Origin of the sequence: Viridibacillus arenosi (assembly GCF_001955655.1) — a bacterium.
GTDB lineage: Bacteria > Bacillota > Bacilli > Bacillales_A > Planococcaceae > Viridibacillus > Viridibacillus arenosi.
The window spans coordinates 258,312-271,017 of record NZ_MSPW01000001.1; the positions used below are offsets into that span (position 1 = coordinate 258,312).

A 12,706-nucleotide genomic window follows, 5' to 3' on the forward strand; every position below is an offset into this window, starting at 1 on the left:
TACAAATTGGCCAAGGTTTCTAGATCTGCTCACCTGTTAAAATCCAATCCACAGCAACATCAAAGTATATTGCAAGCAGTTTGATTGCTTCAATTTGTGGTAGAATTTGATCAGTTTCCCATGCTTTGATTTGAATATCAGGATAATTAATATCTCTAGCTAATACGTCTAACGATAATTCAGCGTTTTCACGTAATATTCTTAACCTATTTGCTATACTTTTCAATTTACTCCCTCTTTTTAATCAAAAATATTTATCTATCTCCATATTTTCATCTGATTGATTGCAGCCATACTAAATAAGAAAATAATGGCAATAAAAAAAGCTTTGTTATAATAGAGAGCAGGATGTAACAACAAAATACCCAACATTAATGAGGTTCCCCCATTAGTAAGACCTTGTATTCTTCTATATATATGCCCTTCTCGATTATTGGTTGTTTTACTTTTTAAAAATTTGTTGTTTCCTTCTAATAGCGTTTTATCGATTCTAATTCTTATACCCAGGAATCTAATCCAATATAAATAAGAGATAAAGAATAATATAAATGATAATAACTTGGTTAATATTAATGTAGTTGGCTGCTGAAAACAATTGATGGTGAAAAGCGATAGTGCTAGACCAAAAAGGTTTAATAGAACTTGTTCAAAATGAAAATAGTTTTTTAATTGCATGCTTTCTCCTAAACATATTAATTATTAGATAATCTATTTAACTTCGTTTAATATATCAAGTGTTATTAGCATCTTAGAATTTCATTTTTCATATCATCAAGCTGATTAAAATAAATCTTATCAAAAGCTTTCTCTTCTATAATTCTTTTTCGATTTTCTCTCAATAGTTCTTGTACATCTGATATGTTCTGAATCATTTTCAACATTTCATTTTTGATTTCTACCGGTATATCATAGGCTTTATGTAAGGTCATAGTAGCCCAGGCCATTTGATGTGCTGCGTTTCCCATATAAGCTAGTGTTTGAAAAATATAATCTTCATCTAACCCCATTTCTTTCAATTGAACTTGATCAAATTGATTAAAACATTTCGTTTTCGTTTTAGTTATAGCCATTTCCATTACCCCTTTGGATAGTTTGTATTTTTAGATAACACTATTTTAATTCAAGAATATTAAACCAACAAAAAAGCACGCATTATCCCTTAGGATAGTGCGTGCTTCGCAATATAGTAGTATTGTATCACGTTTTAGTTTGAAAAACCGATTTTTCTTCAATAAAATACTGCCTTTTTATACTATAGTATCGATAATATAGCTGGAGAATAATGAACAACTTGTAAGATCTTTGAGTTAAGACTGCTTTAGCTAATGAGATTGCTGCTTCTTCCCTCCCTATTCTTATCCAATGTGTCTTTTGTAAATGTTCATGATAATTAAGTTCTTCTATTAATTGATTTGCTCTAGGGTATTTTTCAAACATAATAAACAACCTTTCATATGTATTGTTAAATTCATTTTATTTGAAATTTGTAAAAATGAATAATTTTATTGAATTTTTAAAAAGGTGTGGCTAAATAAAAGTCGCAATAATTTGAACTAATCAAAAGGCTAAGTAAATCATTAGTGGTCTTTGAGAAGAACATTTAGATAAGATAAATCTAATTTTGCTCTATTTAAATTTGTTTCATTTTTATTTAATGTGAATATTATTATGGCATTATTGAATGCTTCTTTGGATTCGGTATAATTTCCTTTTTTCTTTGAGAGCATTCCTATCATATGATAAATTTCACCTAGCGAATATATCAATTGATTAGACTCAATGTAGTAAAGAATTTCTTGGCATACTTTTAATGATTCATCATATAATTTTAATCTATACATACAATTTGCAAGGTTATATCCTACTCTAGGAAGTAGAGTAGGATCTTCTAAAAAATGTTGAGTTTTAATTTTTCTGTATATAACTTTATAAATATTATAGGCGTCATCCACATTGTTATACGATAAATATATTAGTCCAGTAGAATTCAATATATTAATATCTAGTTCAGATGTACAGTTCTCTAAGTTTACAAGGCTTTTTAATATATTCAATGCATCATCTAGTTTATTCTCTTTTTTATGCAGAAGTATAGATTTATGCCAGTCTATATGCTTTTTAAACTCTTTTTTACTAAATGTACTACTAAGTTCTTCTTTCACCTTGTTACATTCCTCTAGTACTAATTCTAATGCCAAATAGTCTTCTGTATAAGTGAATTCTCTGCAAAGTTTTTTTAGTTTTTGCACTTCTGCATTAAAAGGAAATAGAGCTTTTAACGGAATTTCTAATTTCATACAGATGTCATTTAAGATTTCAATTCTTGGTAATTGTTTTCCTTTTTCCAGTCTATATATCGTGGAATCATCACATATATTTTCAGCTAACTCCTTTATTGTGAGTCCTTTAGATCTTCTAAAATATGACACTTTTTCCCCTAATTTATCCACTATCTATTCCTCCTTAATGACACAATTATGCAAAACATCCTATTTCTTATAAGTTTATATTACATTATTATGAAGTTAGTCGTACATAAAAAGGAGGGGAAACAAAAAAATGAAAATAAGGAAAGTAATAGTATCACTCCTACTTACATTTGGTTTAATTGTTAATTTCTCAAGTAACTTTAATATTCACAATCCCTCGTCTACTAATACTAATATTATTAAATCAGATGATTTACCGATTGACGGGAAACACTAATAACAACATAAGAATTTGACAATAAAAAAGCATGTCCCAAATTATAAAGGGACATGCTTTTAAGGATGTTATGAAACTACACCACTTGAACTGCAAAGAAAGTCTGTATTTAAAGTGTGAGAACTAACAAGACCTACATAAGTCAATTGACCACCAATAGTGAATGTGTAAGTTCTACCTCCATCAATGATTCGTGCATCGACTCCAGTTGTTTTCCAAGTACCAGATGAAGCACTTACGCCAAGACCAGAGTAGTTAGTAAATACCTGGCGACCATTGGATAATGTTGTAGTAAATGTAGCTTTTACTGTCATAGAGACACTAGATGAACCATGACTAATATTTATCTTATGTGAAGCTGAAGATGTAGAGAATGGTGTAATACCAGAGTTTGGGACTCCTACAGCATTAGCTTGTGTAGCATCAACTGCCCGTTGTTTAAATACTTCTGGCGAAACCCATTCATCTTCCTTAAATTCACCAATTGGAGCAACTTCGATCCCTACAAGGCTGTTTCCCCATTCAACAGTAGATTTTACTTCATTTAAAATCTCTACATATTGTTCATGTAACGCCTCTTTTTGCCCTTGAGTTAAAGCTTCAGCTGCTGATGCTTTATTATTTGCGATAATGAAAATACAAGCAAAAGCAAATAAAGCACTAAGGACCTTTGAAAATCTTTTCGATACCATTTTTTCATCTCCTAACCAATGTATTTTAGGCCTGATTCTTTCTTGGCTTACTCTTAATATAAGTGAATATAACCCTGAAATAAATAGGATGTTTTGCAAAATTGTGTCAATTGAATTGGCATAATGAAGAATCCTGGTAGTATTTAATTCAAGATATCTAATTATATTTCGAAAATAGGTGATTTTATACAAATAAAAAAACCTTCACCCTTTAATGGAAGTATTGGAATATTGCCATACTGTATCATTGCCAGATACCAAAACGGGATGTTCTTTCCCTTCTTTGTCAGTTCCAACTACTTTAAAATCACCACTGATACTATCTTTGTCTCCCCAAAAATGCCACATATCCTTATTTACTTTATTAGCAATAATCTTTTCTTCTACTGCTTCACCTTTTTTACCCGAGCCAACCAAGAAACCAACTTTCCCTTCTTCACCAATCAACAAAAACTCACCTTTTGTCCCATCGCCAAAAGTAACGGGTAATGAAAAAGTAGGACTAACCTCCCGCGTTTCGTTCGTATCAGTATTGTTACAACCGACAAGTGTCATTAAGAATAGCAAAGAAATCAACATAATCATTTTGTTCCTCATATTGCTCCCCCTTATCAACTAGACATTTTCTGTCATTAAATAATTTAGTTAAACTCTTCTTAGATGAACGATATCCTATACACTACTTCAACATTCTTATAAATATCCCTTCTTATTCAACTAACCTTCCCCGTTAGTTCAATAAAGAAAAAAGAGCTGCATTTGCAATTCAATGATCTTCAAGAAAAGCACCCGTTAGTTTAAGTGCATTATTTCACAAACTCTAGATATCCTTTCAGATATTACAGGAATGCTGCCTTGTTAGTTCAATAAGTTTAAGAAAACAAGCATCAATTTTTCTTGAATCTTAGGTGGACGCTTTTAGTACCATGCGTGTACATATAGGGGAGTATTTTAAGTCAAGTACATGTTTTGGATATGACCCATCATTTTGTTGGCTTAAGCCTTGGCATTATTTCATCAACTAAAAGTATATTAGAGATTAACCATTCAAGCGGAAAAGATTAATCAACAAATTCGAGGTTTATATTACCATTATTAGTGCTGACGTTTAATGTCTTATCTCCTCTACTTTTATTTGCAGGCAAATTACTCTCTCCTTTTTTTGCCTCGCTTAATATAGCGAAATCCTCATAAGAACCTACAATTGAGCCACTAATATCGCCATTTTTTGTTTCTAAAGTTACTGTAGTACCTGCGTTCAACTTGTCCAGTTGGATATTACCGTTGTTTATCTTAATATTCACATCACCAGCAAATGAAAGTGGGGGCAATTCAATCTCTTCGTTTGATGTTTTTAAAATCAGATTTTCTATAGACGCATCAGGTATCCATACCTGAATAGTCCTGTTTTCTTGAGCAGATTTCCCACCAATATAATCGTCCCAATCTTTATGACTTGCATACACCATGGATAATTCTTTTCCGTCAGATAAATCAATTTTATAAAACTCTTTTTCACTTTCATTATAAGAAATATGAATTTTTTCATCTTCAGACTGAAAAATTTCTATTTTTCTATCTTTAACGTCAATTGTAATAGTATCAACTTCTGCAGCTGAAGTGACATAACTTTTTTCCTCATATGTTATAGGTTCAGAGGAACAGCCAGCTAGTATTACTGAGAATGTAATTAGTACACTCATAGCAAGTTTTTTTATAGCATTTATCATTTTTAAACTCTCCTATTTTAAATCGATCTTCTTTTTAATACAGCTAACCCTACAAGCGCCAATACCATACTGATGGAAAGACAAACACTGATGTGCAACAAAGCGTTTCCATTAAACATAATTTATGGCTATTTTATACACAATTAAACAAGCAGCAGAAAAAGTAAGCATGACTAGTGAAACCTTGAGGCATTATGATCGAATAGGTTTAGTAAAGCCATGTCATAAAGATGAACAAACTGGATATCGGTACTATTCTGATCAGGAGCTCGTACAACTTCAAACAATTGAACTGCTCAAAACAATGGATTTAAATTTGATGGAGATAAAAGACATTTTGCAGCAGAATGAACTCCTCAGAATTATTGCACTTTTAAAACAGGCAGAAAAAAAGGCAGATGAGAAAATCGCTCGCCTGCAATACGCAAAATCAAGAATTAAACGTGCCTATACAAATTATGAAAATAAGTTAAACAGCGTAGATAACCAAAATGGGGAATTCTTTGTCAAACATCTATCAGAAAGGGTAATCATGCTTTCTGATAAATTGGAATACCCTACGATAAAAAATTTATGGAATTATCACAATCATTTTTATAAGCAAATTGAAGAAGAGTTGCAACCACAATTTTTGTTCGAAGATATGGCAGGAATGTTTACAACACCAGAAAAAACGCGGTTGTTTACCATTTGCTTAAAATATCCTTCAATAGAGGGGTTAACAATACTACCAGAGGGTAATTATTTATGTGCCAATTGCACCGAAGAGAATAAGGATATGGTATTGCAGAAATTACTTCAAAAGGCAAAGACAGAATTTGGTGTGTGCCCAGATGTCGTTCTTCACTGCATCGTGATAGTTGGGGTTTTGCAATGGAATTATCAGATACAACTGCTCATACAGTGAGGCATATTCATGCACATAGTGCAAAATAAGTAAATGCAACAATTATCATAAGGTATTCTTTTATGGATGCTTGGTGTAGCTAGTTATCTTAATAGTTATACAAAAAATCGGAAGATCACAACTAGTGATACATCCGATTTTTTGTTTTATATGTATAGCGATAATAAAGTTGTTTTCTTCTTAATAGAACTAACACCCCTGTAGTGCAACAAAAATCTCTATAATGCAAGTAACTTTGAAAGAAAATTACAGCTTGTACATCGTCTGGTACAACTTCTCATTCGCTAATGCTTAGTGTTGAATTACTAGAGTTACAAGCTGTTAAAATAATTGATGTGAATAACATTAATACTGTTTTTCTCAAACTTTTTTCTTCCGCCCCTTAAATTAATGAAGACACCTTACCTTATTTTTCATTAATACCTTCTTCAACTAAACTGCTCCGTTAGTTCAATAAAGAAAAAAGAGCTGCATATGCAACTCAATGATCTTCAAGTAAAGCACCCGTTAGTTGAATAGCATCATTTTGAGGAAACTCCTCATAAAAAAAGACTCCTATAATTAGGTGTCTAATTTTGTTTATTTTTTTGTTTTAGAAACGGTACTACTACGATAGAAACCGCTAATGACATTAGTGGGAAAATAATATTCCAAGATGTAAAACAAGATGTGAAACTGATTTCTAATTCAGGATAATAGTGTTTCATATACCAAATTTCGTATAGAGCATTCAGGAACAATGTTATTAAAGGTGCAATAAAAACCTTTTTAGCAAGAGCAGATGCTATAACACCTAATCCAATGACTATCAAGGGAACAATAAACAACTGCATCAGAAAAGGGTCTATCAATCTCATAATATCCCTCCTTTTAATCAAATCGATTAACTAAGTATTACTTGTTGAAGTAAACTTCTTCGATAGTTGAATAGCAACAGTCTTTTCGAAAACAGCCTAAGGAAAAACACCTTATTGTGTAATTTTACACTATAAGGTGTTTTTCTTCAATATTCTGTAGTTTTATTATTTGATTAATAATCTCCTGCCAAAGAGGATTCGAACAAATAGGTGACGATTATTATTTCTGATTCTTATTTAACTAAACTGCCCCGTTAGTTGAAGAACAAACATCCTTGAGAAAACATCCTTAAATAATGGTAATCACGAGAAATATTTAAGTAAAGATATATCAACAAGAGCCTACCTTAACGATTTTAAAAACTGGACTGGTATAACAGCATACAATTTCCGTAAGGCATTAGTTTCAGATATGCATGAGCGTTTAGCTGATTTTGCTACAATAGCAAAGCAAACATGACATAAGTCGATAAAGACAATAAATGACCACTATCTGAAAGTCTCGAATCGTACCGTAGATAAATTTTCACCTTAAATCAAAAAGAATGATTAATTAGATGAATATCACCTGTCCTTTCTATAACAATACATATTATAGGTTTAGAAAGGAGGGAATTTATTATGGGATATCAAAATTATGGTAACAACTATGGTAATAACTATGGTAACCGTAACAATTCATCATTCGTTTTAATCGTTGTCCTATTCATTCTTCTAATTATTGTCGGCGCTAGCTTCCTGCATTAATCTACAGCCTTTTTTTGTAGCTAGCCCATAATAATAATTGTAATGTTAAGGTATTTTAGCCTTACACATCTCTTTTCTCTCACCGAGGGTCACTTGCCAACGAGTGACCCTTTTTATAGTCTCTTTCCTCATTTACAGCACATTTACTGTTGATAAATTTCTAACTTTAATCAAATAAAGAAAGTGAGGAATAGATCAACTCCCTCACTCTCTTTACGTTAGTTGAATAAAAAAAGAGCTGTCTAAACAGCTCTACGCACTTCAACTAAAGCACCCTTTAGTTGAAGTACATTTTTTCACAAACTCATATTAGTTCGCAACTAAGAGTTAAGAACATAATTGATAAATTCTGCTTTTGCTCTAGTGTACGCTTCACGATCATTGTTATATTTTTTTGCTAAATTTCTTTTAAGAATAGCGTATTCATCAATAAACTGCCGATTAGTCCGTAATAAATCACGAAAAAGTAGCTGATTATCCCACCGTTCTTCTCCCTCAAGTAAAATATGTAAATGTACTACTCTTTTATCGTTAATTACTTTCACAAAAAATCTTTGCCAAGGTCGATTGTCTAAGTTAGGTGGTACATAATGCCAGTCGTGATTAGCTAACCATGAAGATATTTCTTTAATTTTTTGAAATGAATCAATTTTAGCCATTAAATCAATGATTGGTTTAGCTGGTAAATTAGGAATTGATGTACTTCCATAATGTTGAATTTCCGTTATGCCGAAAGTTGAAAGCAGATTAAGAAGAAGTGCTTTTTCCTGAGTACCTTTTTCTATCCACTTGGGATTTGGTTCGACAATGTCTATTCTCTCATTAGCCCAAACCGGCCATGTGCTTTCATCATGAATATCTTTCATTTTACTCCCCCTCAAGATTTTATTTTTTCAGTTTCAGTAAAATCCTTGTACCTGCATTTTTTTACAAACCTGCCCCGTTAGTTAAGTATATTTCTTCACAATCTTTATAGTGTTATTAACATACATATCCAATAAAAAATCACCTCTAAGAGAAAAACTACACCAAAGTAAATGAACAAAATTTTGATATAATTTAATTGTGTTGATCTCCAAGAAAAAGAATTCTAAAAGTCATGTTTTATAGTAAATGAAAAGTTGAAAAGAAAGCATATTTAAAAAATACTTTTTTTAGTAATTTAGGATACAGTTTTTTCAAAAACTTTGATTATTCTTTAGCAGCTCTTCTTATAGGTTTAAAATAAAGTTTGACCAAAAACACCTCGCAAACCCACATTTTACGACAAATAAAAAGAATCCATTCTGAAAAAAGATTGATCAAGAATGGAATCATTCCTCGTGAATTATTATACAATTTTTGTAAAAAGTTTGTTCATTTTCTACATGTATGTCTCCTCAATTGCGCCCTTTTCTTAAATAAACAAGAAGTCGAAAACGCTAAAAAACTCTCAATAAATTGTTATCTTAATACGAACCTCTTCTTCTTATCCATTGCGTCGCAACCCATTTTTCACCTTTGATAACAGGTTCACTACCATGTAGAGTGAGCTCATTTAATGATGCATCCTGATAAAAATATTCGAAATATACCGCCATTCCTCTTTTCGGCGATACAGAAAGGTTGAGTTTTGGAAAGAAAGTCTCTCCTCCTTCTTCTACATCATTTAGGTACATGACAAGGGTACTAATACGATTATTATTTGCTGCTTCACTGTTTTCTGCAAAAAAATCATAATGTGCTTTATATTCTTGGCCGACTGTATACTTTAAAATATGTAACCCTTCTCCATGTTCAACAGGAACATTCATGATTGAAGCGATTCGTCTTTCGATTCTAGTAAGGGCCTCACTTTCTTCTAAAAACGTACCACTACTTGTCCGAATGTTATTTATTTTGCGCGAAACTCCAATTTTAGAACGCTTCATTTTATTTTCAGATATTTCAATCAGCTCTTCACATTCTTCATTACTTAATACATTTGCTAACACGACAATAAGAGGCTCTTCTAATCTTGAAATAATTTGGATTTCTCTATCTTCTGTTACAATTGTGTTTCCAATGTGTTGAAAAATCGTTAGTTCCTTATGTTTAATTGTTTGATCTCCCATTTTTCTTTTCCCCATCTCTGATTGGATACCATAAATATATCATATTTTTCTTTATATTCAGTTTTTTCAAAAAAAAAAAAAAAGCGAGGATGTTCCGTTTTATTTAAACATTATCATAAAAAATCCTCGATTAAATTTTGAAGAAAAATTATTAAGGGGCAAATTTATGATGGAAAATTGGTGGTATTGGTTGTTTAGTGCGTTATTTTTCGGATTCATCATTTTTTTTCGCCCAAAGGGGTAAAAACTTACCGCTTGGCTTTAGCTACTTCTGCTGCCAACTCCATTCATCCACCTACTTTTTCTATAAAATAAAAAACACAACCAATTGGATGTGCCTTAGTATTTAATACAATTATTCGATTTCATTTTCTATTTTCTTGTGCGATTGTTTTGCACCATTTTCCGATAAATTTTCTTCGATAGCTCGCAATACTTCAATGTGATCAGTTAGTTGCTTAGTTTTCCCTTGTAAATTTCCTAATTTAGTAATAAATTAGCTAATTAAATCTCGACAATAAACCAATTCCTGTTCTATAGCCTCAAGTGATAGATTTATTTGTTCCAATTCAATCAACCTCCTACGACAATTATACAAATCGTAAGAAGTGGAATAATTAATAATTCCCTGCTTTTTTATAAACATAACAGTATAAATTACAATTCGTCACGGCGCTTTATGAGCGAAACTAGTACTTTTTCCCCTCACTTTTTATATCTTCTTTTATTTCATCATATAAATAATCTTCTTCAGTTACTTCCCCAAATTCGATTAATTTTCTCTTTTCTTCTTTCCACTCTTCCTCGGTATATTTATAATATGTTTTTCTTGCATCATCACAGCTTTTTCCATCAACACCTTGCCAAAATGCATAGGCATTTTCACATTTAGAGATAAATTCGCCCGCTTTTTCCTCATTAATTCTCTGCATATCTTCAGCACAACTCTTTAGGACAAAGATTAACAATACAATTAAAAATATGAAACAGAAATATTTAAAAACATATCGCCCTATTTTTCTTTTCTTTTTCATTTCACATCACCTATTTATATTAGATATTTATTGATACAGGGTTTAAAAGTAGAATATTATTATATTACACTAATATTTTCTACTTTAAAATAGGCTTTATTATTCCTGTAATTAGCGGTGTGGGTGGAGGCGAGCTTTTCTTCGCCACAATCAGTCAGCTCTTTTATAATAACTCCAACTGGATGTGAATCTACTTCGGTTGTTTAATTTCCTTCTTCATCTGTTCCGTCCTTTTGCATCTTTTCTTCTACGTCCTTAGCATCAACGAATAACTCACAGCGATTATATCCTTCGCCACTATCGCCAATTTTAATAACACGACGGTCAACCTGCAAGTCGACGCTATTTGTATCGTTTACGGTGTACAATTGTGTAATTGGGGCTACTTTTTGACCTAGGTTGATCACATGCTCTAATACCTTGCCGAACCGTGAAAACTTTGGTTTTTGTTGAGATTGTACGTCTCCGACAATTTCAAATGTGATTTTGTTCAATCCACTTCCCCCACTGTTCGGTTATATTCCTCTGTCAAAGGCTCATCACAAAAGTTTTTTGTAAACACCAAGAGGATACTTTCCTAAAAAATCAAGAGTATTAACCTTAAAATTAAATTTTTCTTTTATTGGACAAATTGCACAACTTCTTTTCATTTTAAACCATATGTTATCAATGTAAGGCATTCAAATTGGAAAGGAGGTCTTGAAAATGAGTAATATGAGAGATGTTTGTAAGTGTGATAATCAACATCACCATGAGAAAGAAGAACATCGTTGTAACGGTTGTGTATGTGATCAATTAAGACGATTACAAACGGCGACTGAAGTAGATGTTTTCTTAAGAGGTGGTACAGTATTAGAAGATGTCGTTTTTATTAGCTTAGACCGGAAAAATTGTTGCGCAATCTTTACTGATCCAACAACTGAACCTGGTTCAACACTAATCGTAGACTGCGAAGAAATTCAAGCTATTCGAATTGAAGCAGCTTAATAAGTAATAAGTGGTCTCTTTCTTTATGAAAGAGGCCTTTCTAATTAGCCAGAGAATCATCGGAATTTATTTTAGCGTAGGCTATCAACCGTACATAAAAAAGTATTTGCCATTGTATAATCGTAAAAACTTAAACGTAAAGTGTTTTGTTTTATTCCAGTTAGTTTGTAGCGATTTAGGAATAATTCATACGGATTCAACAGAATTCGCAAGAATTAGAAAATGAAGTTGTAGCATATGATTATTTCGAGAAAGACGAGTTAAGAGGATTTTTGGATGCTTCATTACCTTTTGGAAAAGCTGAAAATCGCTTCATTTTCAACTTGCTTACATGTACTGGAATGCGTTAATGTGAGTTATTAGTTTTAAAATGGTCCGATATCGATTATAATAATGCTACAATAAGTATTGCGAAAACTCTGTATAATCCGAACGGAAATACTCTTAAGTATGAAATTACGACACCAATATACGAGTTATCGACATTGAGCAAGAACTTATTGTGTTACTTAATTAGTATTATGAAGTGCAAATACCTTGATATCGACAATTGGGGATAATTACTACGAATTAGTTTTTTTGGTCACTAGGATAGATCCACCATACTTTAGTTATCCTTATCATTTGAAAACCGTGAATACTAGAAATCAATACTTAGAAAAATGAATACGATTGAAAAGCATTTAACAACACATTCTTTTAGACATACTTGCTCTTCTTTATTAGCTGAGGGAAATGTTCCACTCGAACTAATAATGGCTCGATTAGGGCATGAATCTGTTGAAACTACAAAGAAAGTGGCTTCAAAAAAATTCAATGAATTGATGAGAAATCTAGAAACTTCATAATAATTTTTATTTTAGGCATCATGATGGCATCAATACTTTAGTAATATTCTTAAAAACCTTGTCATATCAGGGTTTAATGAATACTCTTCCATCATTCCGCATATA

General features: G+C 31.8%; 16 protein-coding genes and 1 pseudogene. 5 read left to right on the plus strand and 12 right to left on the minus strand.

Annotation, left to right across the window (positions count from 1 at the left end; all coding sequences use genetic code 11):
* Positions 1-19: 19 nt before the first annotated feature.
* From BK137_RS01215 to BK137_RS01235, 4 genes are all read right to left on the minus strand, one after another.
* Complete coding sequence (locus BK137_RS01215) at positions 20-226, minus strand: helix-turn-helix domain-containing protein (protein ID WP_038190438.1); 207 nt, start codon at positions 224-226, stop codon at positions 20-22.
* A gap of 32 nt (positions 227-258) precedes the next feature.
* On the minus strand, positions 259-675 hold the full coding sequence (locus BK137_RS01220; RefSeq protein WP_038190439.1) for a hypothetical protein: 417 nt from the start codon (positions 673-675) through the stop codon (positions 259-261).
* Positions 676-740: 65 nt separating this feature from the next.
* Entirely contained in the window at positions 741-1,070 is a 330-nt protein-coding gene (locus tag BK137_RS01225) for a hypothetical protein (RefSeq protein WP_051448847.1), read from the minus strand.
* A gap of 507 nt (positions 1,071-1,577) precedes the next feature.
* Positions 1,578-2,450, minus strand: a complete 873-nt coding sequence (locus BK137_RS01235) for a helix-turn-helix domain-containing protein (RefSeq protein ID WP_038190441.1) — start codon at positions 2,448-2,450, stop codon at positions 1,578-1,580.
* A gap of 109 nt (positions 2,451-2,559) precedes the next feature.
* Here BK137_RS01235 and BK137_RS22115 point away from each other — a divergent pair, with 109 nt between their 5' ends.
* Positions 2,560-2,706: a hypothetical protein gene (locus tag BK137_RS22115; RefSeq protein ID WP_155981206.1), complete on the plus strand. Its 147-nt coding sequence runs from the start codon at positions 2,560-2,562 to the stop codon at positions 2,704-2,706.
* A gap of 68 nt (positions 2,707-2,774) precedes the next feature.
* On the opposite strand, the gene BK137_RS01240 is transcribed toward BK137_RS22115, so the two are convergent.
* From BK137_RS01240 to BK137_RS01250, 3 genes are all read right to left on the minus strand, one after another.
* On the minus strand, positions 2,775-3,398 hold the full coding sequence (locus tag BK137_RS01240) for a hypothetical protein (RefSeq protein WP_038190442.1): 624 nt from the start codon (positions 3,396-3,398) through the stop codon (positions 2,775-2,777).
* Positions 3,399-3,602: 204 nt separating this feature from the next.
* Positions 3,603-3,995: a hypothetical protein gene (locus BK137_RS01245; protein ID WP_038190443.1), complete on the minus strand. Its 393-nt coding sequence runs from the start codon at positions 3,993-3,995 to the stop codon at positions 3,603-3,605.
* Positions 3,996-4,459: 464 nt separating this feature from the next.
* Positions 4,460-5,128 (minus strand): DUF4097 family beta strand repeat-containing protein, encoded by a 669-nt coding sequence (locus BK137_RS01250; RefSeq protein ID WP_038190444.1) that lies wholly within the window; start codon positions 5,126-5,128, stop codon positions 4,460-4,462.
* 124 nt (positions 5,129-5,252) lie between these two features.
* On the opposite strand from BK137_RS01250, the gene BK137_RS01255 reads away from it, so the two are divergent.
* Positions 5,253-6,035 (plus strand): MerR family transcriptional regulator, encoded by a 783-nt coding sequence (locus BK137_RS01255; protein WP_076033962.1) that lies wholly within the window; start codon positions 5,253-5,255, stop codon positions 6,033-6,035.
* A 569-nt stretch (positions 6,036-6,604) separates the two neighbouring features.
* On the opposite strand, the gene BK137_RS01260 is transcribed toward BK137_RS01255, so the two are convergent.
* The gene (locus tag BK137_RS01260) at positions 6,605-6,892 is read right to left on the minus strand and encodes a DUF2651 family protein (protein WP_038190446.1); all 288 of its coding nucleotides are present in this window, start codon (positions 6,890-6,892) and stop codon (positions 6,605-6,607) included.
* A gap of 675 nt (positions 6,893-7,567) precedes the next feature.
* On the opposite strand from BK137_RS01260, the pseudogene BK137_RS22930 reads away from it, so the two are divergent.
* Positions 7,568-7,639, plus strand: a pseudogene (locus tag BK137_RS22930) (YjcZ family sporulation protein); the annotation flags it as partial.
* A 320-nt stretch (positions 7,640-7,959) separates the two neighbouring features.
* On the opposite strand, the gene BK137_RS01270 reads toward BK137_RS22930, so the two are convergent.
* The 4 genes from BK137_RS01270 to BK137_RS01285 form a co-directional block, all read right to left on the minus strand.
* The gene (locus BK137_RS01270) at positions 7,960-8,505 is read right to left on the minus strand and encodes a GrpB family protein (RefSeq protein ID WP_038190447.1); all 546 of its coding nucleotides are present in this window, start codon (positions 8,503-8,505) and stop codon (positions 7,960-7,962) included.
* A 582-nt stretch (positions 8,506-9,087) separates the two neighbouring features.
* Positions 9,088-9,732: a 2OG-Fe(II) oxygenase gene (locus BK137_RS01275; protein WP_038190448.1), complete on the minus strand. Its 645-nt coding sequence runs from the start codon at positions 9,730-9,732 to the stop codon at positions 9,088-9,090.
* Between the two features lie 689 nt (positions 9,733-10,421).
* The gene (locus tag BK137_RS01280) at positions 10,422-10,766 is read right to left on the minus strand and encodes a hypothetical protein (protein ID WP_051448849.1); all 345 of its coding nucleotides are present in this window, start codon (positions 10,764-10,766) and stop codon (positions 10,422-10,424) included.
* A 203-nt stretch (positions 10,767-10,969) separates the two neighbouring features.
* Positions 10,970-11,260, minus strand: coding sequence for a hypothetical protein (locus BK137_RS01285; RefSeq protein ID WP_038190449.1), 291 nt, complete (start codon positions 11,258-11,260; stop codon positions 10,970-10,972).
* A gap of 211 nt (positions 11,261-11,471) precedes the next feature.
* On the opposite strand from BK137_RS01285, the gene BK137_RS01290 reads away from it, so the two are divergent.
* Positions 11,472-11,753 (plus strand): hydrolase, encoded by a 282-nt coding sequence (locus BK137_RS01290; protein ID WP_412104703.1) that lies wholly within the window; start codon positions 11,472-11,474, stop codon positions 11,751-11,753.
* Positions 11,754-12,415: 662 nt separating this feature from the next.
* Positions 12,416-12,601 carry a tyrosine-type recombinase/integrase gene (locus BK137_RS22935; protein WP_076033964.1) on the plus strand — a complete coding sequence of 62 codons (186 nt, stop codon included), beginning with the start codon at positions 12,416-12,418 and terminating at the stop codon, positions 12,599-12,601.
* Positions 12,602-12,706: the final 105 nt, after the last annotated feature.